This window comes from Oceanicola sp. S124 (assembly GCF_000220565.1).
GTDB lineage: Bacteria > Pseudomonadota > Alphaproteobacteria > Rhodobacterales > Rhodobacteraceae > Pseudooceanicola.
This window is the reverse complement of sequence record NZ_AFPM01000281.1, coordinates 1-25,180: the sequence shown is the minus strand read 5'-3', so window position 1 is coordinate 25,180 and position 25,180 is coordinate 1. Positions and strand designations below refer to the sequence as shown.

Annotated in this window: 24 protein-coding genes and 1 pseudogene; 15 read left to right on the top strand and 10 right to left on the bottom strand. The window is 65.2% G+C overall.

Annotated elements, in window-relative coordinates; genetic code table 11:
• The first annotated feature begins 1 nt into the window (after window position 1).
• From mnmE to OS124_RS0119035, 5 genes are read left to right on the top strand one after another with little or no spacing between them, the layout of a single operon-like run.
• Entirely contained in the window at window positions 2-1,285 is a 1,284-nt protein-coding gene (gene mnmE, locus OS124_RS0119055; RefSeq protein ID WP_010141504.1) for a tRNA uridine-5-carboxymethylaminomethyl(34) synthesis GTPase MnmE, read from the top strand.
• Window positions 1,286-1,288: 3 nt separating this feature from the next.
• Window positions 1,289-3,166: a tRNA uridine-5-carboxymethylaminomethyl(34) synthesis enzyme MnmG gene (mnmG, locus tag OS124_RS0119050; RefSeq protein ID WP_029375578.1), complete on the top strand. Its 1,878-nt coding sequence runs from the start codon at window positions 1,289-1,291 to the stop codon at window positions 3,164-3,166.
• The gene (gene rsmG / locus OS124_RS0119045) at window positions 3,163-3,774 is read left to right on the top strand and encodes a 16S rRNA (guanine(527)-N(7))-methyltransferase RsmG (protein ID WP_010141502.1); all 612 of its coding nucleotides are present in this window, start codon (window positions 3,163-3,165) and stop codon (window positions 3,772-3,774) included. Before mnmG ends, rsmG begins: the two co-directional genes overlap by 4 nt.
• Window positions 3,767-4,576: a ParA family protein gene (locus OS124_RS0119040; protein WP_010141501.1), complete on the top strand. Its 810-nt coding sequence runs from the start codon at window positions 3,767-3,769 to the stop codon at window positions 4,574-4,576. Before rsmG ends, OS124_RS0119040 begins: the two co-directional genes overlap by 8 nt.
• A gap of 17 nt (window positions 4,577-4,593) precedes the next feature.
• Window positions 4,594-5,502 (top strand): ParB/RepB/Spo0J family partition protein, encoded by a 909-nt coding sequence (locus OS124_RS0119035; protein WP_010141500.1) that lies wholly within the window; start codon window positions 4,594-4,596, stop codon window positions 5,500-5,502.
• On the opposite strand, the gene OS124_RS0119030 is transcribed toward OS124_RS0119035, so the two are convergent.
• The 4 genes and pseudogenes from OS124_RS0119030 to rph form a co-directional block, all read right to left on the bottom strand.
• Window positions 5,499-5,849: a YbaN family protein gene (locus tag OS124_RS0119030; RefSeq protein WP_010141498.1), complete on the bottom strand. Its 351-nt coding sequence runs from the start codon at window positions 5,847-5,849 to the stop codon at window positions 5,499-5,501. The genes OS124_RS0119035 and OS124_RS0119030 overlap by 4 nt on opposite strands.
• A 3-nt stretch (window positions 5,850-5,852) precedes the next feature.
• Entirely contained in the window at window positions 5,853-7,046 is a 1,194-nt protein-coding gene (gene hemW / locus OS124_RS0119025) for a radical SAM family heme chaperone HemW (protein ID WP_050900927.1), read from the bottom strand.
• Window positions 7,012-7,616 (bottom strand): annotated as a pseudogene (rdgB, locus tag OS124_RS25255) (RdgB/HAM1 family non-canonical purine NTP pyrophosphatase). The gene hemW and the pseudogene rdgB overlap by 35 nt, the downstream one beginning before the upstream one ends.
• Window positions 7,609-8,325 (bottom strand): ribonuclease PH, encoded by a 717-nt coding sequence (gene rph / locus OS124_RS0119015; RefSeq protein ID WP_010141493.1) that lies wholly within the window; start codon window positions 8,323-8,325, stop codon window positions 7,609-7,611. The pseudogene rdgB and the gene rph overlap by 8 nt, the downstream one beginning before the upstream one ends.
• A gap of 109 nt (window positions 8,326-8,434) precedes the next feature.
• On the opposite strand from rph, the gene hrcA reads away from it, so the two are divergent.
• Both hrcA and OS124_RS0119005 read left to right on the top strand, forming a co-directional pair.
• Window positions 8,435-9,490: a heat-inducible transcriptional repressor HrcA gene (hrcA, locus tag OS124_RS0119010; protein WP_010141492.1), complete on the top strand. Its 1,056-nt coding sequence runs from the start codon at window positions 8,435-8,437 to the stop codon at window positions 9,488-9,490.
• A gap of 18 nt (window positions 9,491-9,508) precedes the next feature.
• The gene (locus OS124_RS0119005; RefSeq protein ID WP_010141491.1) at window positions 9,509-10,066 is read left to right on the top strand and encodes a nucleotide exchange factor GrpE; all 558 of its coding nucleotides are present in this window, start codon (window positions 9,509-9,511) and stop codon (window positions 10,064-10,066) included.
• A 180-nt stretch (window positions 10,067-10,246) separates the two neighbouring features.
• On the opposite strand, the gene OS124_RS0119000 is transcribed toward OS124_RS0119005, so the two are convergent.
• Together OS124_RS0119000 and mutS are read right to left on the bottom strand one after the other, a co-directional pair.
• Window positions 10,247-11,443: a M20/M25/M40 family metallo-hydrolase gene (locus OS124_RS0119000; protein WP_237708138.1), complete on the bottom strand. Its 1,197-nt coding sequence runs from the start codon at window positions 11,441-11,443 to the stop codon at window positions 10,247-10,249.
• 26 nt (window positions 11,444-11,469) lie between these two features.
• Window positions 11,470-14,118, bottom strand: a complete 2,649-nt coding sequence (gene mutS, locus OS124_RS0118995) for a DNA mismatch repair protein MutS (protein ID WP_010141488.1) — start codon at window positions 14,116-14,118, stop codon at window positions 11,470-11,472.
• A 124-nt stretch (window positions 14,119-14,242) separates the two neighbouring features.
• Between mutS and OS124_RS0118990 the strand changes: the two genes are divergently transcribed.
• The 5 genes from OS124_RS0118990 (at window position 14,243) to OS124_RS0118970 (ending at window position 19,673) form a co-directional block, all read left to right on the top strand.
• Window positions 14,243-16,498 carry an NADP-dependent malic enzyme gene (locus OS124_RS0118990; RefSeq protein WP_010141487.1) on the top strand — a complete coding sequence of 752 codons (2,256 nt, stop codon included), beginning with the start codon at window positions 14,243-14,245 and terminating at the stop codon, window positions 16,496-16,498.
• Window positions 16,498-17,355 carry a ribokinase gene (locus tag OS124_RS0118985; RefSeq protein WP_010141486.1) on the top strand — a complete coding sequence of 286 codons (858 nt, stop codon included), beginning with the start codon at window positions 16,498-16,500 and terminating at the stop codon, window positions 17,353-17,355. The genes OS124_RS0118990 and OS124_RS0118985 overlap by 1 nt, the downstream gene beginning before the upstream one ends.
• Window positions 17,356-17,488: 133 nt before the next feature.
• Window positions 17,489-17,899, top strand: a complete 411-nt coding sequence (locus tag OS124_RS0118980) for a DUF7282 domain-containing protein (protein ID WP_010141485.1) — start codon at window positions 17,489-17,491, stop codon at window positions 17,897-17,899.
• Between the two features lie 146 nt (window positions 17,900-18,045).
• Window positions 18,046-18,963, top strand: a complete 918-nt coding sequence (locus tag OS124_RS0118975; RefSeq protein WP_010141484.1) for a D-amino acid aminotransferase — start codon at window positions 18,046-18,048, stop codon at window positions 18,961-18,963.
• Window positions 18,960-19,673, top strand: coding sequence for a branched chain amino acid aminotransferase (locus OS124_RS0118970; RefSeq protein ID WP_010141483.1), 714 nt, complete (start codon window positions 18,960-18,962; stop codon window positions 19,671-19,673). Before OS124_RS0118975 ends, OS124_RS0118970 begins: the two co-directional genes overlap by 4 nt.
• Window positions 19,674-19,755: 82 nt before the next feature.
• On the opposite strand, the gene OS124_RS0118965 is transcribed toward OS124_RS0118970, so the two are convergent.
• Together OS124_RS0118965 and OS124_RS0118960 are read right to left on the bottom strand one after the other, a co-directional pair.
• On the bottom strand, window positions 19,756-19,962 hold the full coding sequence (locus OS124_RS0118965) for a cold-shock protein (RefSeq protein WP_010141482.1): 207 nt from the start codon (window positions 19,960-19,962) through the stop codon (window positions 19,756-19,758).
• Window positions 19,963-20,273: 311 nt separating this feature from the next.
• Window positions 20,274-20,558: an SCP2 sterol-binding domain-containing protein gene (locus OS124_RS0118960; protein WP_029375577.1), complete on the bottom strand. Its 285-nt coding sequence runs from the start codon at window positions 20,556-20,558 to the stop codon at window positions 20,274-20,276.
• A gap of 167 nt (window positions 20,559-20,725) precedes the next feature.
• Here OS124_RS0118960 and OS124_RS27605 point away from each other — a divergent pair, with 167 nt between their 5' ends.
• A complete protein-coding gene (locus OS124_RS27605; protein ID WP_168161494.1) occupies window positions 20,726-20,887 on the top strand; it encodes a hypothetical protein in 162 nt (53 codons plus the stop codon).
• 50 nt (window positions 20,888-20,937) lie between these two features.
• On the opposite strand, the gene OS124_RS0118950 is transcribed toward OS124_RS27605, so the two are convergent.
• Window positions 20,938-22,164, bottom strand: a complete 1,227-nt coding sequence (locus OS124_RS0118950) for an argininosuccinate synthase (RefSeq protein WP_010141480.1) — start codon at window positions 22,162-22,164, stop codon at window positions 20,938-20,940.
• 423 nt (window positions 22,165-22,587) lie between these two features.
• Between OS124_RS0118950 and OS124_RS0118940 the strand changes: the two genes are divergently transcribed.
• Together OS124_RS0118940 and ilvA are read left to right on the top strand one after the other, a co-directional pair.
• A complete protein-coding gene (locus OS124_RS0118940) occupies window positions 22,588-23,337 on the top strand; it encodes a hypothetical protein (protein WP_010141479.1) in 750 nt (249 codons plus the stop codon).
• 51 nt (window positions 23,338-23,388) lie between these two features.
• Complete coding sequence (gene ilvA, locus OS124_RS0118935) at window positions 23,389-24,624, top strand: threonine ammonia-lyase IlvA (protein WP_029375576.1); 1,236 nt, start codon at window positions 23,389-23,391, stop codon at window positions 24,622-24,624.
• 14 nt (window positions 24,625-24,638) lie between these two features.
• Here ilvA and OS124_RS0118930 read toward each other — a convergent pair whose 3' ends face one another.
• Complete coding sequence (locus tag OS124_RS0118930; protein ID WP_010141477.1) at window positions 24,639-24,962, bottom strand: Hpt domain-containing protein; 324 nt, start codon at window positions 24,960-24,962, stop codon at window positions 24,639-24,641.
• Window positions 24,963-25,180 lie beyond the last annotated feature (218 nt).

The window sequence follows — 25,180 nt, the reverse complement described above, 5'->3', positions numbered from 1 at the left end:
GATGGACACGATCTTTGCGCTTGCCTCGGCCCCTGGCCGGGCAGGCGTCTCAGTCATCAGGATTTCAGGGCCGGGAGCATTCCCGGCCCTCACGCGTTTCGGCCTGACGGCGCCGGAACCGCGTGCGGCGGCCCTGCGCCTGCTGCGCGACGGAGACGAGGTGCTGGACCAGGCGCTGCTGCTGGCCTTCGCCGGCCCCGCCAGCTTCACCGGCGAAGACGTGATCGAGCTGCATCTGCACGGCTCGCCCGCCATCGTGTCCTCGACCTTGCGCATTCTCGGAGAGATCGACGGCTTGCGCATGGCCGAGCCGGGGGAGTTCACGCGCCGCGCGCTTGAGAACTCCAAGATGGACCTGGCGCAGGTGGAAGGACTTGCCGACCTCATTGACTCCGAGACCGAAGCACAGCGCCGTCAGGCGCAGCGGGTCTTCTCGGGCAAGCTGGGCGAGGTTGTGCAGGGCTGGCGCAAGGACCTGATCCGCGCCGCGGCGCTGCTGGAAGCGGTGATCGACTTTGCCGACGAAGACGTGCCCGTCGACGTGCGCCCCGAGGTGGTCCAGCTGCTGGACGGTGTTTCGGCGTCACTGGCCGCCCAGGCCAAGGGGGCAGAGGTTGCCGAACGTGTCCGCCAGGGCTTCGAAGTCGCCATCCTCGGCGCTCCGAACGCCGGCAAATCGACGCTGCTGAATTTCCTGGCCGGCCGCGAGGCGGCGATCACCTCGAGTATTGCTGGCACCACCCGCGACGTGATCGAAGTGCGGATGGACCTGCGCGGATTGCCTGTGACTCTGCTGGATACCGCCGGCATTCGCGAGACCGAAGACGAGGTCGAGGCGATCGGCATCGCCCGCGCCCGTGAGCGCGCCGAGCTGTCGGATCTGCGCATCTACCTGCTGGAACCCGGCGAGATTTCGCCGCGGATCGAACTACGCCCCGAGGATATCGTGCTGCGTGGCAAGGCTGACGAATCGGGCGATTCGGCCGGCATCAGTGGCGTCACGGGGCAGGGCGTCGATGCCCTGATCACCCGGCTGAGTGCTTATTTTGCTGAGCGCACCAGCCTCGTCGCCACGGCAACCCGAGAACGCCACCGGCTCGCGATCCTGCGTGCCCTTGGCGACCTGTCACAGGCGCGCGAGATGCTGGGCAACCCGGTTTACACTGAGGACCTGATCGCCGAAGAACTGCGCTCGGCTATCCGGGCGCTCGATTCTCTGGTAGGCATCGTGGATGTCGAAAACCTGCTGGACGAAATCTTCTCGTCCTTCTGCATCGGCAAGTGAGGGATGTTTCACGTGAAACAATCTGAGTTTGATGTCGTCGTTGTTGGAGGCGGTCACGCCGGGTGTGACGCTGCCCATGCGGCTGCGCGGGCAGGGGCCCGCACCGCGCTGGTGACGCTGAAGATGGAGGGCATCGGCGTGATGTCCTGCAATCCTGCGATTGGCGGCCTTGGCAAGGGTCACCTGGTTCGCGAGATCGACGCGCTGGATGGTGTCATGGGTCGTGTTGCCGACCTGGCGGGTATCCAGTTCCGCCTGCTGAACCGGCGTAAGGGACCTGCTGTGCAAGGCCCGCGCGCCCAGGCCGACCGTGCCGTCTACCGCGCCGAGATGCTGCGCGAGATGACCAGCTGCCCCGGTCTCGACGTGCTGGTCGGCGAGGTGACCGACTTCATCATGCAGGGAGACCGGATTGCCGGGATCGTGCTGGCCGATGGCTCCGAGGTGCACGCCAGGGCCGTCGTACTGACCACCGGCACATTCCTTCGCGGTTTGATTCATATTGGCGACGTTTCCTATTCCGGTGGTCGCATGGGTGATTCGGCAGCGAACAAGCTGGGGGAACGGATGGAGGATTTCGGCCTGCCGCTTGGTCGGCTGAAAACCGGAACACCGCCGCGCCTGAACGGCAAGACGATCAACTGGGAGGTGCTCGAAGACCAGCCCGGCGACGACGAGCCCGTGCTTTTCTCGTTCCTTTCCAAGGGGTTGAATCTTCGTCAGGTGGCCTGCGGGATCACCCATACCAGTGCGCGCACCCATGAGATCATCCGCGAGAACCTGTCGCGTTCCGCGATGTACGGGGGGCATATCGAGGGCGTCGGTCCGCGCTACTGCCCCTCGATCGAGGACAAGGTGGTGCGTTTCGCCGACAAGGAGAGCCACCAGGTCTTCCTTGAGCCCGAGGGGCTGGGCGATGACACGGTCTATCCTAACGGTATCTCAACTTCTCTGCCCGAGGATGTGCAGCACGACTACGTCCGCTCGATGAAGGGTTTGGAGCAGGTCGAGATCCTTCAGCCGGGTTACGCGATTGAGTATGATTACGTCGATCCGCGTGCGCTGGACATGCGCCTGGCGCTGCGCGACGTGCCAGGCCTGTACCTGGCGGGCCAGATCAACGGCACAACCGGCTATGAAGAAGCCGCTGCGCAGGGGCTTGTCGCCGGCTTGAACGCCGCGAAAGAAGCCCTGGGCCAGGAACCGGTGATCTTCAGCCGCACCGACAGCTATATCGGCGTCATGGTTGACGATCTGACGACCCGCGGGGTGTCGGAACCCTACCGGATGTTCACATCGCGCGCTGAATACCGCCTGTCGCTGCGCGCGGACAACGCCGATCAGCGCCTGACGCCGAAGGGGATTGAGGCTGGTCTGGTCGGGGAAGCCCGGCGCGTGGCCTTCGGCGCAAAGATGGAGCGCATCGGGGCAGGGCGCGAGATCCTGGAACGTACCACGGTGACGCCCAAACAGCTCAACACCGCAGGTATTCGCGTTGGCGAGGACGGCAAGCAGCGCTCTCTCTACCAGGTATTGGCTTTTCCTGAGACGTCAGTGGCAGATCTGGTGCCGCTCGCACCTTCTCTTGCGGACCTCGACGGTGAGACGCAGGAGCAACTGCGCCGCGATGCGCTTTATTCCACCTATATCCAGCGTCAGCAGAACGACGCCCAGGCGCTTCAGAAGGACGAGGCGCGCGGCATTCCGGGGGATTTCGATTACGAGCGTCTCGACGGTCTGTCGAATGAGTTGAAATCGAAGCTTCTGCGCATCCGTCCGTCCAATCTTGCGCAGGCAGGACGGATCGAAGGCATGACTCCGGCCGCGCTGGCGCTGATCCTGTCGCGTATCAACCGGGATCTGAAGGAAAAGTCGGCGTGAGCAGGGAGTATCTCGCCGCAAATGTTTCACGTGAAACATTGGAGCGCCTCGATACCTACGCGGCATTGCTGGAGAAGTGGAACCCCAGGATAAACTTGGTGGCAAGGTCGACGATTCCAGAGCTCTGGACACGCCATCTGCTTGATTCCACCCAGGTCCTGGCACAGGCGGGCGCGTTCCAGCATTGGGTCGATCTGGGAAGCGGAGGCGGGTTCCCGGGCCTTGTCGTTGCGATTCTCGCAGCAGAGAGCCATTCAGACGCTCGGTTTACTCTCATTGAATCGGATCAGCGCAAGTGTGCCTTCCTGCGCCAAGTGGCCCGTGAATGTGGGCTGAAGCCCACGATTCTGGCTGAGCGGATCGAATCTGTGGCCCATCAGGGGGCGGATATCCTGTCTGCGCGGGCGCTGGCGAGCCTGGATCAGCTTCTCGGTTTCGCTGAACTGCACCTGAAATCTGACGGAACGGCCCTTTTCCCGAAGGGAGCACGCTGGAAAGAGGAAGTTGCCGCCGCCGAGAGCCATTGGCGCTTTCACTGCGAACCGGTGCGAAGTACAACCGAGTCTGAGGCTGTGATCCTTAAAATCGGAGGAATCGAACGTGTCTAACCTGCTTTCGGCTCAGGGACCGCGGATCGTCGCCATCGCGAACCAGAAAGGCGGTGTCGGCAAGACCACGACCGCGATCAATCTGGGGGCCGCGCTGGTCGAGCAGGGGTGCCGCGTGCTGCTGATCGACTTCGATCCGCAGGGCAATGCCTCGACCGGTCTCGGGATCGAGCCGGAGGACCGTCAGAACACCACCTATGAGTTGATGCTGGACGATGCGCCGCTGAACGAGATCATCATGCGCAGCCAGATCGAGAACCTGGATGTCGTGCCGGCAACCGTCGACCTGTCATCGGCGGATATCGAGCTGATTTCCAATGAAAAACGCTCTTTCCTGCTGCATGACGCGCTGCGCCAGCCGGCGATGGAGCAATATGAGTATGATTTCGTCCTGATCGACTGCCCGCCGTCGCTGAACCTGCTGACGGTAAACGCCATGGTGGCCGCACATTCGGTGCTGGTGCCGCTGCAGAGCGAGTTTTTCGCGCTGGAAGGCCTGTCTCAGCTCATGCTGACCATCCGCGAAGTGCGCCAAAGCGCCAACCCCGACCTGCGCATCGAGGGAATCGTGCTGACCATGTACGACAGCCGCAACAACCTGTCCCAGCAGGTCGAGGAAGATGCCCGCGACAACCTCGGGGATCTGGTCTTCCGGACGATCATTCCGCGCAATGTCAGGGTGTCCGAGGCGCCGTCCTTCTCGATGCCGGTGCTGGAGTTCGACAGCAACTCCAAGGGCGCGGCCGCCTATCGTGATCTGGCGCGCGAAATCCTGACGAAATACGAAGCCGTGGCCGCCTAAAGCGGCAGGAGAGCAGCATGGACAAGAAGAAATCACGCGGCCTGGGCCGTGGCCTTTCGGCCCTCATGGCGGACGTGCAAGAGCAACCGGCAGCCACTGGCGGCGCTGCGGCTGGGACGCGGCGCCCTGATATGATGGTGCCGATCGAGAACGTGGTGCCCAACCCGGACCAACCGCGCCGCACCTTCACCGAGGATCATCTTGAGGAACTGACCGCCTCGATCCGCGAGAAGGGCGTGATCCAGCCGCTGATCGTGCGTCCGAAGCCCGGTGACCCGGGAAAGTACGAGATCGTCGCGGGGGAACGCCGCTGGCGCGCCTCGCAGCGGGCTCAGCTGCATCAACTGCCTGTTATCGTTCGAGAATTCAACGATACCGAGGTGCTGGAAGTCGCGATTATCGAGAACATCCAGCGCGCCGACCTGAACCCCATCGAGGAGGCCGCAGGCTTCCGTCAGCTGATGGACAAGTTCGGTCATACCCAGGAAAAGCTGGCCAAGGCGCTCGGCAAGAGCCGCTCGCATATCGCCAACCTGATGCGCCTGCTGCAGCTTCCTGACGAAGTGCGTGACTTGCTGCAAGAGGGCAAGCTGTCTGCCGGTCATGCGCGGGCGCTGATCACGTCGGATGAGCCTGTGGTGCTGGCGAAGAAGGTCGTCGCCGAAGGCCTGTCGGTGCGTGCCACCGAGGCGTTAGCGAAGAAGCCGAAGCCCAGTGCAGGCCCCAAGACCACCCGCAGCGCGCCGAAAAGCCTGGGAGAGAAGGACGCCGACACCAAGGCGCTCGAGGGGGATCTGTCTGCCGCGCTTGGCTACAAGGTGACGATCAACCATGTGCCGGGGCAGGATGCGGGCACGATCACCATCAGCTACCCCTCGCTTGAGGCGCTGGACGACATCTGCCAGATCCTCGGCAGCGGCAGCTAGGAAGGGCGGGTCCAGAGGAAGAGCATCACGCAGCAGAGCGTGGCGCCCTGGATCAGCAGCAGCATCGGGCGCAGGCCCATCAGGACCGACAGTAGAAAGACGCCTCCGACCGTGACGGTCGCTAGGCGTTTTGCTTTCAGCGAGACGGCGCCGCGGACCTGCCAGTCACGAATCGCCGGGCCGAATCGCGGGTGATGCACCAGCCAGTCGTGCAGACGTTCGGACGAGCGGGCGAAACAGAAGACGGCGAGCAGCATGAAGGGCACCGTGGGCAAAAGCGGCAGCACGACACCGATGAGGCCGAGTGCAACCGCCAGAAGCCCGCAAATCAGCCAGATCACCCGCATTTTCTACGAATCCAGCAGTTTGTTTATGACCGCGTTCAACAGCATACGACCTTGATCGGTAACGAAAATCCGCCGATTTTCGAGTTTCAGAAGCTCTCTCTCGCAAAGGTCATCGACCTGGGATGCGTTGAGCGGTGCTGAGCTCAATCTCTCGAACCGGTTCAGGTCGATGCCTTCGCGCAGGCGAAGACCCATCAGAAGGTATTCCTCGGCCTGTTCCCGTCCAGTTAATGCCTCTACCAGCGAATCGGCGTTTCCGGCCTCGGCGCGCTCCAGCCACCTGCCGGGGGCGCGGGGCTGCTCGGTCGCATGGCGGTGACCGTCCAGCGTGACGCGGCCATGGGCGCCGGGACCGACGCCGATGTAATCGCCGTAGCGCCAGTAAAGGACATTGTGCCGCGAGCGGGCGCCGTCGCGGGCGTGGTTGCTGACTTCGTAGTTCTCGAAACCGTGGGCGGCGGTGACCTCTTGGGTCAGCTCCCACATGTCGGCGGCCAGGTCTTCCTCGGGCAGGCCCTTGAGGCCGCCGCGCTTGTAGCGGTCGCCGAAGGCGGTGCCCTCCTCGATGGTCAGCTGGTAGAGCGACAGGTGGTCGATGGCCAGGGACAGGGCGCGGTCCAGCTCGGCCTCCCAGGCCGCAAGGGTCTGGTTCTGGCGGGCATAGATCAGGTCGAAGGAGACGCGCTCGAACTGGTTGCGGGCGATGTCGAAGGCGCGCAGCGCCTCGTCGACGGAGTGCAGGCGGCCGAGGCGGCGCAGGTCCTCGTCGTTCATCGCCTGGAAGCCCATCGAGACGCGGTTGACGCCCGCTGCCGCGTAGCCCTTGAACCGGCCCGCGTCGATCGAGGTGGGGTTGGCTTCCAGCGTCACCTCGACCTCGTTCGCTTGGGGCCAAAGCCTTCTGATCGCTGAGAGAATCCCGTCCACCGTGGCGGGCTCCATCAGCGAGGGCGTGCCGCCGCCGAAGAACACTGACTGCACCACGCGGCCCGGCGTCAGGGCGGCATAGCGTTCAAGTTCGGAAATGTAGGATTTCAGCCAGCGGCTTTGGTCGACGCGCTCCCACACATGGGAGTTGAAGTCGCAGTAGGGGCATTTGGATTGGCAGAACGGCCAGTGGACGTAGATCCCGAAGCCGGCGTTCCGCCAATCCTCCTGATGCTCACTCAAAGCAGGCCTTGAGCTTGGCAAAGGCATCGGCGCGGTGGCTGATGCGGTTCTTCTCGGCGGGGTCCATCTCTCCGAAGGTCTGGTCGTAGCCCTCGGGGACGAAGATCGGGTCATAGCCATGACCTTCCTCGCCGCGCATGGGCCATTCGACCTTGCCTTTGCAGATGCCCGCGAAGATCTCGTCATGGCCATCGGGCCAGGCGAGGCAGAAGGTGCAGTTGAAGGCGGCGGTGCGCGGGTAGGGGGCGTTCTTGGCCTCCAGCGCGTCCCAGGTCTTTTGCATCGCCATGGGGAAGTCACGGCCATTGGGCGTTTCGGCCCAGTCGGCGGTGTAGACACCCGGCGCGCCATCCAGGGCGTCGACGGTAATGCCGCTGTCATCGCTCAGCGCGGGCAGGCCGGTGGCCTTGGCGGCGTAGTGCGCCTTGATGCGGGCATTGCCGACGAATGTATCCTGGTCTTCGACCGGCTCTTCCAGCCCGTGATCGGCGGCTGACGACACCTCGATCCCTAGGGGGCCAGAAGCTCCGCGATCTCGCGGAGCTTGCCCTTGTTGTGGCTGGCCAGGACCAGCTTCTGCCCGTCGAACTTACGCATCGACCGCGGCTTTCTGGGCTGCGACCAGCTCTCCCACGCCCTTCTCGGCGAGGTCCATCAGCTGGTTCATCTGGTCGCGCGAGAAGACGGAGCCCTCGGCGGACATCTGCACTTCGATCAGCTTGCCCGAACCGGTCATGATGAAGTTGCCATCCACGCCCGCTTCGCTGTCCTCGGGGTAGTCGAGGTCCAGCACCGGCTGCCCGGCGTAGATGCCGCAAGAGACGGCGGCCACCGGATCGACCAGCGGGTCAGAGGTGATGGCGCCGGTCTTCAGCAGCTTGTTGACGGCCAGTTTCAGGGCCACCCAGCCGCCGGTGATGCTGGCGCAACGGGTGCCGCCATCGGCCTGGATGACATCGCAGTCGACGGTGATCTGGCGTTCACCAAGCGCGACGCGATCCACGCCGGCCCGCAGGGACCGACCGATAAGCCTTTGAATTTCAACGGTTCTTCCGCCCTGCTTGCCCATGGCTGCCTCGCGCCGCATGCGCGAGGTCGTCGAGCGCGGCAGCATGCCATACTCCGCCGTCACCCAGCCCAGGCCCGAGCCCTTGACGAAGGGCGGCACGCGCTCTTCCAGGGTGGCGGTGCAGAGCACATGGGTATCGCCCACCTTGATCAGGCAGGAGCCTTCGGCGTGTTTGGTGACCCCGGTCTCGATTGAAACCTGGCGCATTTCGCTTAAATCTCTTCCAGACGGTCGCATGATAACCCCTTTTGCTTGTCGCCGTGATAGGCAGGCAGGGCCGGGTAAGGCAAGCCCCGTTGACCTTTGGCGGCCACCGACTTTAATGGCTCTTCGCAAGAGAGACCCGATGCCAGAGAAGACCACGACCCTAGAAGAGATGAACGACCGCTCGCGGGAGGTCTTCCGCCGGGTGGTCGAAGGCTACCTTGAAAACGGTGAGCCGGTCGGCTCGCGCTCGCTCACCCGCGTGATGAGCGAGAAGGTCTCGGCGGCCACCATCCGCAACGTGATGCAGGACCTGGAGTACATGGGCCTGCTGGACAGCCCCCATGTCAGCGCCGGGCGGATCCCGACGCAGCAGGGGCTGCGCATGTTCGTGGACGGGCTTCTCGAGGTCGGTGACCTTGACCCGACCGAGCGTCAGAAGATCGACGCCACGGTGGGCAATGGTGGCGATATGGGCGGGTTGCTGGATCGCATCGGCTCTGCGCTCAGCCTGGCGACCCATGGCGCCTCACTGGTGCTGACGCCAAAGCACGAGGCGCCGATCAAGCATATCGAGTTCGTCAGCCTTGGCCCCGAACGGGCGCTGGTGGTGCTGGTTTTCGGTGATGGCCACGTTGAAAATCGCCTGTTCACCCCGCCGCCGGGTCAGACGCCCAGCTCGATGCGCGAGGCGGCGAATTTCCTGAATGCGGCGCTCGAGGGCAAGACGCTCTCCGAGGCGAAGTCGGCCGTTTCACGTGAAATAGAGGCGCGGCGCCAGCAGATCGACGGGCTGGCCCGGGCGCTGGTGGAAAGCGGCGCGGCCATCTGGGAGGGCGAGGGCGATTTCGGCGAACGCCTCATCGTGCGCGGCCGCTCGAACCTGCTGGACAGCCAGGAAGCGGACCTGGACCGCATCCGCAGCCTGTTCGACGACCTCGAGCGCAAGCGCGACATCGCCGAATTCCTCGAACTGACCGAAGAGGGCGAGGGAGTCCGTATTTTTATCGGCTCCGAGAACAAACTTTTCTCACTTTCGGGTTCCTCTCTGGTGGTCTCTCCATATATGAACGCTGACCGGAAGATCATCGGTGCGGTCGGGGTGATCGGGCCTACACGGCTCAACTACGGGCGCATCGTTCCGATTGTTGATTACACGGCGCAGCTGGTCGGGCGGATGCTGACCGACCGGCGCTAGGCCGATATGAGGTGAAAGATGGCAGAGCCGAAGGACGAAGAGTTCCTGGACGATATCGAACAGGCCGAAGCCGAGGCCTATGAGGTCGAGATCGAAGAGATCGACGACGACGAGGCCGAGATCGAGTCCCTGCGCGCCGAGCGGGACGAGATGAAGGACAAGTGGATGCGCGCGCTGGCCGAGGCCGAGAACGCCCGCAAGCGCGCCGACAAGCAGCGCCGCGAGGCCGAGAACTACGGTGGCGCCAAGCTGTCGCGCGACATGCTGCCGGTCTACGACAACCTCAAACGCGCGGTCGAAGCCATGGGCGAGAAGACCGAGGAAAACGCGCCGCTCTTCGAGGGCATCGAGCTGACCATGCGCGAGCTGCTGAACACCTTCCGCAAGCACGGCATCGAGCCGATCGCCCCGGACGTCGGTGACAAGTTCGACCCGAACGTCCACGAAGCCATGTTCGAGGCCCCGGTGCCCGGCACCAAGGCCGGAGAGATCATCCAGGTCTCGGCCGAAGGCTTCATGCTGCACGACCGCCTTCTGCGCCCCGCGCAGGTCGGCGTCTCCAGCTTCACCGGCTGATTTCGCCCCCTGCAGGGGCGAAGCCTCCGGCGGCAGTATTTTCAGCCATCGGATAGATGTAAGAGGCCCTTCCTTCTATCCGATGGCCACAAATACTGCGGGGGAATCCGCAGAGCGGATGGGGGCAGAGCCCCCTCACCAGATCCCGAAAGGCGCCCCGGTCTCCCGGCGGCGCCTTTTTCAGTCCTGAAGCCCTGCCATGGCCAGGATCGCGGCCATCACGGCATAGATTCCGCGCAGGCTCAGCTCCGGCTCGGTGTCGATCCATTCGTCCAGCGTATGCGCCCGGCCCCCAGTGCCGCCCGAGCCGATGCAGATCGCGGGAACGCCCAGAGACATGGGGATATTGGCATCGGTCGAGCTGACGCGGAAGGCGGGTTCGAAACCGAAGGCGCGGACGGCCTCGGCGCTGGCCCTGTGGATGGCCTCCTCGGGTGCGGTGCGGCCTGCGGGGCGGTTGCCCAGCACGTCGAAGCGCGCGGTGATCTCGCCCTTGGAGGTATCGTTGCGGCCGTTTTCCAGCGCCAGGGCACCCTCGACCAGCGCCCGCATCTGCGCATCCAGCGCGTCCAGCGCCTGCGGGTCGACCGAGCGCATGTCGATATCGACGTAGACCTTTTCCGGGATCGCGTTGATCGAGGTGCCGCCGCCGAGGATCGACAGGTTCAGCGTGGTCTTCGGCTCTTCCGGCACCTCGATACGGGCGAAGCCCGCGGCGAACTCGGCAAGCGCATTGGCCGGGTTCACGATGCCGAAATCGCCGAAGCTGTGGCCGCCCGGCCCTTCGAAGGTCACGCGGTAGCGGTAGGAGCCGACGCCGCGATCCACCAGCTCGGGCGTTTCCAGCCCGTCGACGGTGAAGAAGCTGCCGATTTGCGGCCCCAGCGGGTTCTCGTTGAACAGGTAGCGGATGCCGCGCAGGTCGCCCACGCCTTCCTCACCGACATTGCCGACAAACAGGATATCATTCTGCGGCGTGATCCCGGCGGCCTTCATGGCGCGGATGATCGACAGGTTCACCGCCAGCGCGCGGGTGTCATCGCCGACGCCCGGCGCGAAAAGCTTGGTGCCCTCACGCCGCACGGTCACGTCGGTGCCCTCGGGGAAAACCGTGTCCAGGTGGGCCGCCACCGCGACCATGGCGCCATTGCCCGAGCCCCGGTAGATCCCGTGGGCATTGCCGATCCCGTCGATTTGCACGTCTTCCAGACCGGCCTCGCGCAGCATTTCTGCATAGGCCTTCGCCTTCTCCTCTTCCATGAAGGGGGGCGCGGGGATCTCGGTCAGGGTGACGATCTCTTCCACCATGCGGTCATGGTCGGCCCGCAGCAGCTCCTGCGCGTGCTTCACCTTCGGATGGGAGATAATATCGTTCATTTCCATAGGTTTAGTCCTTCATTCCCTCAGCCGCGAGAGGCATCCTTCAGCCGGTACAGCACTTCCAGCGCCTCGCGGGGCGAGAGGTCGTCGGGCGTCACGCCCTCCAGCATCTCGGCCACGGCGCGGATGTGCTCGGGCACCTTGGGCTGGCTTGGTGCAGGCGCGGCGGCGAACAGCGGCAGATCGTCGATCACCGCCTTGGGGCCCGCGCCCTTGCGGTCGTTGTCCTCGAGCGAGGCCAGCACCTCGCGCGCGCGGTTCACCACGCTCTCGGGCAGGCCCGCCAGCTTGGCCACCTGCACCCCGTAAGAGCGGTCTGCGGCGCCCATGCGGACCTCGTGCATGAAGATCACCTCGCCCTCGTGTTCGCGCACGGTGACGGTGGCGTTCTCCACCCCGTCGAGGCGTTTCGAAAGCTCGGTCATCTCGTGGTAATGGGTCGCGAAAAGGGCGCGGGCGCGGTTGACCTCGTGCAGGTGCTCCATGGTTGCCCAGGCGATCGAGAGGCCGTCATAGGTGGCCGTGCCGCGGCCGATCTCGTCCAGGATCACCAGCGCGCGGTCGTCGGCCTGGTTGAGGATGGCGGCGGTTTCCACCATCTCGACCATGAAGGTCGAACGGCCCCGGGCGAGGTCGTCGCTGGCACCGACCCGGCTGAAGATCTGGCTGACGAGGCCGATATGGGCAGTCGTGGCGGGCACATGGCTGCCCATCTGGGCCAGCAGGGCGATCAGCGCGTTCTGGCGCAGGAACGTCGACTTACCGGCCATGTTGGGGCCGGTCAGCAGCCAGATCGCGGCGGCGTCGCCACTGGGCAGCAGGGCGCAGTCATTGGCGATGAAGGGCGCGCCTTCGCGTTTCAGCGCCTGTTCCACGACGGGGTGGCGGCCACCCTCGATTTCCAGCCGCCGGGACATGTCGACGCGCGGGCGCACCCAGTCCTCGGCGCGCGACAGATCGGCCAGCGCGGTGGCCAGGTCGAACTCGGCCAGGGCGCGGGACAGGCGGGTGATCTCGGGTGCGGCGTCCAGGATCGCCTCGCGCAGCTGGCCGTAGAGCCGCAGCTCGATGCTTTGGGCCTGACCGGCGGCATTGAGGATGCGCGTCTCAAGCGTGGTCAGGTCGGGCGTGGTGAAGCGCACCTGGTTGGCAGTGGTCTGGCGATGCTTGAAGGCGTCCGAATGCGGCGGATTCAGCATCTTGTCGGCATGGGTTGCCGTGACCTCGATGAAGTAGCCCAACACGTTGTTATGCTTGATCTTCAGCGAAGAGATACCGGTCTCTTCCGCGTATTGGTTCTGCATGCTGGCGATGACGCTGCGACCCTCGTCGCGCAGCTTGCGCACCTCGTCCAGCTCGGCGTCGTAGCCCGGCGCGATGAAGCCGCCGTCACGGGCCATCAGGGGCGGTTCGGCAACCAGCGAGACGTCGAGAAGGGCCAGCAGCTCGACCAGCCCGGTCAGCCCCTGCGCGCTTTCGGCCAGCAGGGCGGGCAGCTGTACGTCGGACAGGCGGGCGGAAAGCACCTCGGCCTGGGCAAGGGCATTGCGGATCGCGGCCAGGTCACGCGGGCCGCCCCGGTCCAGCGACAGACGCGACAGGGCGCGGTCGAGGTCGGGCACCTTGCGCAGGCTGTCGCGCAGATCCGACGAGAGGCGGGTGTATTCACAAGCGAAATCCACGGCATCCAGCCGCGCGGTGATCACCGGCAGCGCGCGCGAGGGCGACGAGATGCGCCGCTCCAGCAGCCGGGCGCCGACCGCCGTGACCGTGCGGTCGATCGAGGCCAGCAGCGAGCCGGCGCGGGCCCCGTTCATCGCGTGGGTGATTTCCAGATTGCGACGGGTGGCGGCGTCGATCTGCACGTTGCCATCCAGCGCCTCGCGCTGCGGCACCTGCAGCAGGGGCAGTTTGCCCTTCTGGGTGATCTCCAGGTAGTCGACCACCGCGCCCATGGCCGAGACCTCGGCGCGGGAGAAGCTGCCGAAGCTTTCCAGCGTGCCGACCTTGAACAGATCGGTCAGCCGGGTCTGCGCGCCCGAGCTGTCGAAGCTGCCGCGTGACAGGGGCGTCAGCGAGATGCCGAAATCGTCGACCAACTCGCGCACCTCGGCCTCGTCCACCTCGCTGACCAGCAGTTCCGAGGGGCTGAGCCGGGCCAGCTCCGGCCCCAGCTTCACCGCCGCCATGGGCATCACGTGAAACGCCCCGGTCGAGATGTCGACCCAGGCCAGCGCGCTTTCGCCGCGCACGGTGGAAAACGCCGCAAGGAAGTTGTGGCGGCGGGCCTCCAGCAGGCTGTCCTCGGTCAGCGTGCCCGGCGTCACCAGCCGCACCACGTCGCGGCGCACCACGGACTTGCTGCCGCGTTTCTTGGCCTCGGCGGGGTCTTCCATCTGCTCGCAGACGGCGACGCGAAAGCCTTTGCGGATCAGCGTCAGCAGGTAGTTCTCGGCGGCATGGACGGGCACACCGCACATCGGGATGTCCTCGCCCAAGTGCTTGCCGCGCTTGGTCAGGGCGATGTCCAGCGCGCTGGCGGCGGCTTCGGCATCGGCAAAGAACATCTCGTAGAAATCGCCCATGCGGTAGAACAGCAGCGCGTGCGGATATTGTTCCTTGATTTCAAGGAACTGGGCCATCATCGGCGTGACGTTGGCAGCTTGGTTCATGGGGCCCCTCTGGTCTTTCGGGGAACTTACAAGTGCGGGATGGTTGACGAAAGGCGAAACCTTCGCCCAGTTGTCGGGTCGGCGGGTGTTGTGTAAGACGCCATGGCCTTGAAGGGAGTGCACCATGTCCAAGAGCCGGATCAGCCGCGAAGACGCGCTGGCGTTTCACCTCGAACCGACCCCAGGAAAATTCGAGATCAAGGCCTCGGTGCCGATGACCACCCAGCGGGACCTCAGCCTGGCCTACAGTCCCGGCGTCGCGGTCCCCTGCGAGGAGATCGCCGAACGCCCGGAAACCGCTTACGACTATACCAACAAGGGCAACCTCGTGGCGGTGGTCTCGAACGGGACGGCGGTGCTGGGGCTTGGCAACCTGGGTGCGCTGGCCTCGAAGCCGGTGATGGAGGGCAAGGCGGTGCTGTTCAAGCGCTTCGCCGACGTGAACTCCATCGACATCGAGCTGGACACCGAGGACCCGGAAGAGATCATCAAGGCCGTGCGGCTGATGGCGCCGACCTTCGGCGGCATCAACCTGGAAGACATCAAGGCGCCCGAGTGTTTCATCATCGAGCAGCGCCTGAAGGAAGAATGCGATATCCCGGTCTTCCACGACGACCAGCACGGCACCGCCGTGATCTGCGCCGCCGGGCTGATCAACGCGCTGCATATCAGCGGCAAGCGGATCGAGGACGTGAAGATCGTGCTCAATGGGGCAGGGGCCGCCGGTATCGCCTGCCTCGAGCTGCTGAAGGCCATGGGCGCGCGCCATGACAACTGCATCATGTGCGACACCAAGGGCGTGATCTACCAGGGCCGCAAGGAAGGCATGAACCAGTGGAAGTCGGCCCATGCCGCCAACACCAGCGCCCGCACGCTGGCCGAGGCGATGGAGGGGGCAGATGTCTTCCTGGGTGTTTCGGTGAAGGGCGCCGTCACGCAGGAGATGGTGAAGTCCATGGGCGCCAACGCCGTGATCTTCGCTATGGCCAACCCCGACCCCGAGATCACTCCGGAAGAGGTGCACGAGGTGCGCGAGGACGTGATCGTCGCCACCGGCCGGTCGGATTACCCGAACCAGGTCAACAACGTGCTGGGCTTCCCCTACCTGTTCCGTGGCGCGCTGGACATCCACGCCCGCGCGATCAACGACGAGATGAAGATCGCCTGCGCCGAGGCGCTGGCCAAGCTGGCGCGTGAGGATGTGCCGGACGAGGTCGCCATGGCCTATGGCCGGGCACTGTCCTTCGGGCGCGATTACATCATCCCGACGCCCTTCGACCCGCGGCTGATCTACGTCATCCCGCCGGCCGTCGCCCAGGCCGGGATGGAGACCGGCGCGGCGCGTCGTCCCATCGTCGACATGGACGGCTACGAGCAGGCGCTGAAGGCCCGTCTGGACCCGACCGCGACCATCTTGCGCGCCCTGCATGCCCGGGCCCGTCATGCCCAGGCGCGGATGATCTTCGCCGAGGGCGACGACCCGCGCGTGCTGCGCGCCGCCGTCAGCTACCAGCGCAGCGGGCTGGGCGAGGCCATCGTGGTGGGCCGCGAGGCCGACGTGAAGGCCAAGCTTGAGGCCGCCGGTCTCGGCGACGCCGTGGACGAGCTGAAGGTGGTGAACGCGGCCAACACGGAGTATCTGAGCGAATACAAGGACTTCCTCTACCAGCGCCTGCAACGCAAGGGGATGGACCAGCAGGATGTCCACCGCCTTGCCGCGCGTGATCGCCATGTCTTCGCGGCGCTGATGCTGGCCCATGGTCATGGCGACGCGATGATCACAGGCGCGACGCGGAAGTCGGCCCATGTGATGGAGCTGATCAACCACGTCTTCGACGCCGGCCCCAAGGATGGCGCCGTCGGCACCACCGCCGTTCTGCTGAACGGGCGCATCGTGCTGATCTCTGACACGCTGGTGCATGAATGGCCGGACGAGAATGACCTGGCCGATATCGCCGAGCGCTCTGCCGAGGTCGCCCGCGACCTGGGGCTGGAACCCCGCGTGGCCTTCGTCAGCTTCTCGACCTTCGGCTACCCGGTTTCCGAGCGCGCCGAGAAGATGCACCTGGCGCCCAAGGTGCTGGAAAAGCGCGGCGTGGACTTCGAGTTCGAAGGTGAAATGACCGTGGACGTGGCGCTGAACGCCCGGTCGCGGGCGCATTATCCCTTCGCCCGCCTGACCGACAACGCCAATATCCTCGTCGTGCCGGCGCGGCACTCGGCCTCGATCTCGGTCAAGATGATGCAGGAGATGGCCGGGGCCACGGTGATCGGTCCGATCCTTTCGGGCGTCGACAAGCCGGTGCAGGTCTGCTCGACCGGCTCGACCGTCAACGACATCCTCAACATGGCCGTGATGGCCGCCTGCAAGGTGAAGTGATGGCCGTCTGGAATCTTGGATCAATCAACGCGGATCTCGTGTTCCGCGTGCCGCATCTGCCTGTGCCGGGCGAAACCCTTGCCGCCACGGGGTTTTCCCGTGGCCTCGGGGGCAAGGGTGCGAACATGTCCGTCGCCCTGGCCCGCGCCGGGTCGCAGGCGCACCATATCGGGGCCGTCGGCGAGGACGGGCTGTGGATGAAGGAACGGCTGGCGGAGTACGGCGTCTCTGTCGCCCATCTGGCCGAACTTCCGGGCCCATCGGGGCAGGCGGTGATCGAGCTGGATGCCAAGGGCGAGAACCGCATCGTGATCCTCGGCGGGGCCAACCGCATGCTGGACGAGAGCGCCTTCGCGCAGGTCCTTGCCCAGGCCGGTCCCCAGGATTGGGCGGTCTTCACCAATGAAACCAACGGGATCGAGGCCTTCGCCCGGGCTGCCAAGGCGCAGGGGCTGAAGCTGGCCCATGCCGCGGCGCCCTTCGATGCCCAGGCGGTGGCGCCGCTTCTGCCGCTGCTTGACCTGCTGGTGGTCAACAAGGTCGAGGCCGAGCAGCTGGCCGAGGCCACCGGCCAGCCGCCCGAAGCGCTGCCCGTCGCCGATGTGGTGATCACCCTCGGCGGCGATGGTGCCCGCTGGATCCACACCGCCACTGGCGAGGCGCAGGACTTTGCCGCGCCGAAGGTCACGCCGGTCGACACCACGGGCGCCGGGGACACCTTCACCGGCTACCTCGTGGCGGGCCTTGCGCAGGGCATGCCCCTGCCCGAGGCCATCACGCTGGCCCAGAAGGCCGGGGCGCTGATGGTCACCCGCCTCGGCACCGCTGACGTGATCCCGCGCCGGGACGAGCTCTAGCCTCACGCTTTCGTCAGGAGAGGTGAGAAAAAAGGGCGTCGGGGGCTGAAACCCCGGCGCCCTTTCTGCGTGTCTTCATCAACCGCGCCTCGCAGGGGGCGGTTGTTTGTTCAGTAATAGGGGGAGGTTTCCCATGAAGACGACCATTCTTGCCACCGGCCTGATCCTTGCCGCAGGCGCCGCAGTCGCCGACGACCACATGATGCCCATGGTCGAGGCGATGGACCAGAGCGTCGCCAATGGCGTCGTCAGCGCCGACAAGATCTCCGCGCCGGAAAACGGCTGGCTGGTGGTGCACCGCACCGACGCCGAAATGAAGCCCGGCCCGGTTGTCGGCTACGCGCCGCTGCGCGCCGGCGAGACCATGGATGTCGCCGCCATCCTGCAGGAAGACGTCGCCTCGGGCGACATGCTGATGCTGATGGTCCACTCCGAGGCCGGCGGCATGAAGACCGGCGTCTTCGAGTACACGCTGGGCGCCAAGGAAGATGGCCCGATCCGCGTCGACGACAAGCTCGTGATGACCGTGATCACCGCCGAGTGATACCGTGCGGGGTAGGGGCCTTGCCTCTTCCCCGCCCGGTTCGGGTCCGGATCCTTCCACCCAGGCTCTCCGCGACCCTTGAAGGGGGAAGGCCGCTTGGCTTTCCCCCTTTTGCCTCCTAGCTTTGCGCAAAATCGGAGGCACAGATGAGCGATACCCGGGAACAGACCGCCCATGATGCGGAACACGACGCCCGCAACGATGACCTGAAGTTCTGGCTGAACGGCCGCGTGGTCGACAAGGCCGAGGCCGTCGTCTCGATCTACGATTCCGGGTTCATGCTGGGTGACGGGATCTGGGAGGGTCTGCGTCTGTACGATGGTCACTGGGCGTTCCTGGGCGAGCACCTGGACCGGCTGTTCGAGGCCGCGCTGGCCATCGACCTGGAGATCGGGCTGAGCAAGGCCGACCTGGTGCAGGCGCTGGAAGACCTGCGCGCCGCGAACGGGATGCACACGGATGCCCACGCCCGCCTGATGGTGACCCGTGGCGTCAAGGACAGGCCCTTCCAGCATCCCTCGCTGTCGCGCTCGGGCCCCACCGTGGCGATCATCATGGAGCACTCCAGGCCCGTGCTGGGCCGCCCGATCCGCCTGGCCACCGTGCCGCATCTGCGCGGATTGCCGATGACGCAGGACCCCAAGCTGAATTCCCATTCCAAGCTGAACTGCATACTGGCCTGCATCGCCGCCGAAAAGGCCGGCGCCGACGAGGGGCTGATGCTGGATATCCACGGCTTCGTGAACACCACCAACTCCTGCAACTTCTTCATCGTGCGGAAGGGAGAGGTTTGGACCTCGACCGGCGACTATTGCATGAACGGGATCACCCGACAGAAGGTCATCGACCTGTGCCGTGCCAATGAGATCCCCGTCTTCGAGCGCAATTTCTCCCTCGTCGACACCTATGGCGCGGACGAGGCCTTCCTGACCGGCACCTTTGGCGCCCAGACCCCCGTCAGCCAGATCGACGGCCGCCAGATCGGCACAGGCCAGCTTGGTCCGGTGACCGAACGCCTGCGCGGCCTCTACAAGGCGCTGGTCGCGGCGGAGGCTGCCGCATGAAGATCGCCTGCTGGTCCGGCCCCCGCAATATCTCGACCGCGATGATGTATGCCTTCGGCAACCGCGCCGATTGCTCGGCGGTGGATGAACCCTTCTACGCCGCCTACCTGAAGATCACCGGGCGCGAGCACCCGATGGGCGATCAGATCCTGGCTTCTCAGCCGCAGGACCCGGGGCAGGTGATCGCGGCGCTGACCGGCCCCGACGCGACGCCGCATGTTTATCACAAGCACATGGCGCAGCACATGATCCCGGACGTGCCGCGGGACTGGTTCGCCGACATGCGCCATGTCTTCCTGATCCGGCATCCGGCCCGCGTCGTCGCCAGCTTCTCGGCCAAGTACGACAACCCCGAGCTGTCCGAGATCGGCTTTGTCCAGCAGGCCGAGCTTTACGAGCAGCTGCTGACCGAGGGGCACAGCCCGGTGGTGATCGACAGCGTGGACATCCGCGCCAATCCCGAAGGCATGCTGCGCGCGCTCTGCGACCGGCTGGGACTGGACTGGGATCCGGCAATGCTGAGCTGGGAGGCCGGGCCGAAGCCCCATGACGGCGTCTGGGCGGCGCATTGGTACAATGCCGTGCATGGCTCGACCGGGTTTGCCGGCGCCGAGGGGCCGATGCCGCAGTTGCAGGGCGACATGGCCGCGCTGGCCGAGGCCGCGCTGCCGTCCTATGCGCTGCTGCAGGCGGTGAGGTTGCGCGCCTGACCCGGGCAGAGAGCTGTCGGCCATGAAAAAACGCGGCCCCCGGGAGGGGACCGCGTTTCTGGATCCGCAAGGATCCGAAGGCTTATGCCAGAGCGATGTTCGTCGCGGATTCGCGGCCGTCACGGCCGGATTCCACGTCGAAGGTCACTTTCTGGTTGTCGGCCAGGCCGGTCAGGCCGGCGCGCTCGACAGCAGAGATATGCACGAAGATATCCTTGCCGCCGGTTTCCGGTGCGATGAAGCCGAAGCCCTTGGTGGTGTTGAACCATTTTACGACGCCAGTGGCCATGTCGTAGTCTCCTGTAAATGATCTGCCCGCGGTATGCGGCAGCGCGGCGTGGTCGGTCTGGATCGAGACTGAGCGCCGTATTAGAGGAGACAGTGGTCGAAATAGAAAAACGTTAGCCCCTGCGGACTACGCTGGTTAGGTGAGTCTCACAAGGAAAATCTTTTGACGGGGGCAAGTGACGCGGCGCTGTCTGGTCCGGATGAGGGGCCTGGATCAGCTGTTGAGGGGGGCTTGGGGGCGCTTTCGGATGCCCCCGGGGCTCCGCCCGTTCGGCCCTGAAACTGTCCCCCGGACAGTTTCCGAGACGGGCCTCACCCCAGAACCTTCCCAAGTTTCAGCGCCAGGGACATATCACCCGAGACCTTGATCTTGCCGAAGGCGAAGGCGGTCATGGGGTTGAGGTCTCCGGCCATCAGCTTGACGAGGTTCTCGCGGCTGATGTGGATGGTGCAATCGGCAGGCTCGTCCGCCAGTGTCACGGCGCCATCACGTAGGGTGATCGCCCCGTCCTCGCCGCAGTCGAACTTGTAGCTGTCCTCGATCGGGCGCTTCTGCAGCCCGCGCGCCATCTTCGCGGCAATCTCGTCCATTGTCATGGTTGTCACCCTCTGGTTGGCGCCAGAGGTGACCGCGGCCGCGCGACTTGCCAAGCGTGACGTTGCTGCAATTTGTGTAAACTTTGCGTCGTGCCCGCAGGCGTGCAGAGGCTTGCCGAATGGCTGCCGCAGGGTCATCCTGAGCCGTACAACAGGGAGAGACGCCGATGGATCCGGTCAACCTGGTCTACTACGCGGTGATCTGTGCGGGGCTTTCGGGCCTCTCGCCCCGGCTGCGCACACTGCCGCTGCGGTTGGCGGTCGGGGCGCTGGTCGGGCTGGTGGCGGCGGGCCTGCTGCCGCAGATCACATCCGCGCTCGGGGTCTAATATACTGATCCCAAAGGAAAAGGCCGGACCCAGGGGCCCGGCCGGATCGTTTACTTGACGCGCTTGTTGCGCGCTGCCAGCAGCTTCAGCCGCAGGGCGTTGAGCTGGATGAAACCCGCCGCGTCCTTCTGGTCGTAGGCGCCGGCGTCGTCCTCGAAGGTGACATGCGCCTCGGAGTACAGCGAGTAGTCCGACCAGCGGCCCACGGTGCGCGCCGAGCCCTTGAAGAGCATCAGGCGGACAGTGCCCGAGACGAACTCCTGGGACTTGTCAATCAGCGCCTGCAGCATCTCGCGCTCGGGGGAGAACCAGAAGCCGTTGTAGATCAGCTCCGCGTAGCGCGGCATGATCGAGTCTTTCAGGTGGCCAGCGCCGCTGTCCATGGTGATCTGTTCGATGCCCCGGTGGGCTTCCAGCAGGATGTCACCGCCCGGCGTCTCGTAGATGCCGCGGGACTTCATGCCGACGAAGCGGTTTTCCACGAAGTCGAGACGACCGATGCCGTGCTTCTTGCCCAGCTCGTTCAGCTTGGTGAGGATCGTTGCCGGGCTCATCGCCTCGCCGTTGATCGCCACGGCGTCACCCTTTTCGAAGGTCACTTCGATGTACTCGGGCTCGTTCGGGGCCGACAGGACGGGATCGTCGGTGCGCTGGTAGACATAGTCGGGCGCTTCGACGGCCGGATCTTCCAGCACGCGACCTTCCGAGGAGGTGTGCAGCAGGTTGGCATCGACCGAGAAGGGCGCCTCGCCGCGCTTGTCCTTGGCGATCGGGATCTGGTGCTGCTCGGCGAAGGCCAGCAGCGCGGTCCGCGAAGACAGGTTCCATTCGCGCCAGGGGGCGATGACCTTGATTTCGGGGTTCAGCGCGTAGGCCGAGAGTTCGAAGCGCACCTGGTCGTTGCCCTTGCCGGTGGCGCCATGGGCCACGGCATCGGCGCCGGTCTCGGCGGCGATCTCGACCAGCCGCTTGGAAATCAGCGGGCGGGCAATCGAGGTGCCCAGCAGGTAGAGGCCTTCATAGACCGCGTTGGCGCGGAACATCGGGAAGACGAAGTCGCGCACGAATTCTTCTCGGACATCCTCGATGTAGATGTTCTCGGGCTTGATCCCCAGCATCTCGGCCTTGGCACGAGCGGGCTCAAGCTCTTCGCCCTGACCGAGGTCAGCGGTGAAGGTGACGACTTCGCAACCATATTCGGTCTGAAGCCATTTCAGGATGATCGAGGTGTCGAGGCCGCCGGAATAGGCCAGGACGACTTTCTTGGGCGCGGACATAGGTATTCCCTCATTCGGATGCGAGTGCGGCGATAGCGCCTTTCCGGCACAAGGGCAAGCGAAGCGCCGCGAATGCGCCTTGCAGTGCTGGGAAAAGCGGCGCTCCGGGGCGGTTTCCGACTGCGCTGCCCGCGGGACAATGCGGCAGGCGCGCCACAGTGGGTGACAGAGCAGGGCCCCGTGGTCGGCGGGGGGGAGTTGACGTGGTGGGCGTCCTGTTCCTCGCGCCGATGCTGAGCCTGCTCCACCGGGACCTCATCCTCGACGTCGGGGCCGGGCCAGATCGGACTGGCACGACGGCATCCTCCGCCGAGCCTTCGATCGGTTGAGCCCCGCCGGGCAGGGATCATCTGACTTGACCGTCCGTCCATCCCGGGGAAAGGTCGCCGAAATTTCAATCAGGTCTTCATCGGGAGTACATTCATGAAAGGCTGGAAGATTTTCACCCAGAGCCTGAGGCTCGTCTTTGCCAATCTCGGCGCGGCGCTGCGGGTGTCCCTGCTGCCTTTCCTGATCGCCTCGGCGGCGATGACCTGGTTCCTGGTGACCAACGGAGAGTTCCTGGAAGAGAACACCAACGCCAATATCTACGGCTTCAACTGGCTGTCCTTCATCACCTTCATGGTGGTCGGAGCGGTGGCCTACCTGTGGATCGCCGTGGCCTGGCACCGCTACGTGCTGCTGCGCGAAGAGGGCGCGGGCTGGGTGCCGCGATTCCGCAGCGACCGGATGCTGGGCTACCTGGGGCGGGGCATCCTGCTGGTGCTGCTCATGGTAATCCCGGCCATGATCATGGGAATCCTCGTCGGCGCGCTGGCCATGTCGGGCAGTTTCGCGCTGGTCTTCATCGGCTCGGTGGTCATCACCTTCGCGCTGATGGTGATCTTCTACCGCCTCTCGCCGGTGCTGCCGGCCACGGCGCTCGGCGAGCCGCTTAAGATGAAGGAGGCCTGGGCCAAGACCAGGGGCGCCGGCTGGGACATCGCCCTGCTGGCGCTGATCACCGCGGTGATCAACTCGGTCCTGCAGGCCGTGGGTGAGCTGGGCGGCGATCCGGGCGCGCCGCTGACGGTGATCTACGCCATCGTCACCGGCTGGCTGCAGTTCATGGTCGGCCTGTCGATCCTGACCACGATCTACGGCCACTACGTCGAAGGCCGCTCGATAGACTGAGGCGACAGGCGCGGGCTTGCCAAACCCCGCGCCTTGCGCCACCTCTGGCCCATGAACGCTTTCGTCGATGCCGCCCGAAACGCCATGCTGGCCATGCGCGAGGTCTTCCCCGCGACGCCCCTGCTGCGCAATGACCACCTCTCGGCCAAGTATGGCGCCGAGATCTGGCTGAAGCGCGAGGACCTCTCCCCGGTGCGCAGCTACAAGCTGCGGGGCGCCTTCAACGCCATGCGCAAGGTGCTGGCGGATCGCGAGGTTTCGGCCTTCGTCTGTGCCAGCGCCGGCAACCATGCCCAGGGCATGGCCTTCATGTGCCGCCATTTCGAGGTGCCGGGCGTGGTCTTCATGCCGGTGACGACGCCGCAACAGAAGATCGACAAGACGCGGATCTTCGGCGGGGACTTCATCCAGATCCGCCTTGTCGGCGACTATTTCGACGACACCCTGGCCGAGGCGCAGCGCCATTGCGTCGAGATCGGCGGGCACTTCCTTGCGCCCTTCGACGATGAGGACGTGATCGAGGGGCAGGCCTCGGTCGCCGCCGAGATCGAGGAGCAGATGCCCGAACCGGCCGAGATGATCGTGCTGCCCGTTGGCGGCGGCGGGCTGGCCTCGGGGATCCACAGCTACCATGGCGCGGCGATGGATCTGCGGCTGGTCGAGCCGGAGGGCGGCATGTCGCTGGCCGCGGCCCTGCAGGCCGGCGAGCCGGTGACCCTGGCCCATGTGGACAATTTCGTCGATGGCGCCGCCGTGGCGCGGATCGGTGCCGCGCCCTTCGCACGGCTGAAGGACATGGCACCCGAGCATGTGCTGGGCGTGCCCGAAGACCGCATCTGCATCACCATGCTGGAGATGCTCAACGTCGAGGGCATCGTGCTGGAACCTGCCGGGGCGCTCTCCGTCAATGCGCTGGAGGATCTGAAGGACCAGATCGCCGGCAAGCGGGTGGTCTGCGTGACCTCGGGGGGCAACTTCGACTTCGAGCGCCTGCCCGAGGTGAAGGAGCGCGCGCAGCGCTACGCCGGGGTGAAGAAGTACTTCATCCTGCGGCTGCCGCAGCGGCCCGGCGCGCTGCATGACTTCCTGCAGATGCTGGGCCCCGAGGATGATATCAGCCGCTTCGAATACCTGAAGAAATCGGCGCGCAACTTCGGCTCGGTGCTGATCGGCATCGAGACGAAGCGGGCCGAGAACCTGGATGCGCTGGCCACGCGGATGCGGGCCGGGGGCTTCACCTTCCGCGATATCACCGACGACCCGGTGCTGGCCGAATTCCTGATCTGAGCCCCGCCCGGCGCTCAGGCCGCCAGCCGGTCCGAAAGTTCCGCCAGGAAGATCCGGCGGCTTTCGCCGTAGCTGGTACGGATCGCGCCGAGGTTCACCGCACCGCCCTCGCCACGGGCGGCCATGACCTCTCCCTCGGCGCAGAGGCCCGAGAAATGGGTAAAGCCGAGGTTCAGCGCCGATCCCTTCAGCGCGTGCAGCATTGCCTCGAGCTGCGCGCCATGGGACAGCCCGCGCAGCGTTTCCTCGACTTCTTCCAGGAAGATCTCGACCACCTCGCCAAAGTCGTCGTGACCGACATCTTCCCGCAGTTCGATCACCTGGTTCCAGTCGATCATCGGTATCTCCTGCAGCATGCCCTCAGGCTAGGGCAGCCCCGTTAACCGGCCCTGAACCGTCCTGGTCGGGTTAGAGACAGTTTGACCTTTAAGCAGGCCTTAAGGGGCCCTCCGTATCCCTGACCTCCCGTGGCCCGCAGATCCGGTGGCCGGATGGCCCGGGGCCGCCGAAAGCGGGCGGTCCGGCGGTAAGGCGTATCGGAGCAGGCGTGCAGACC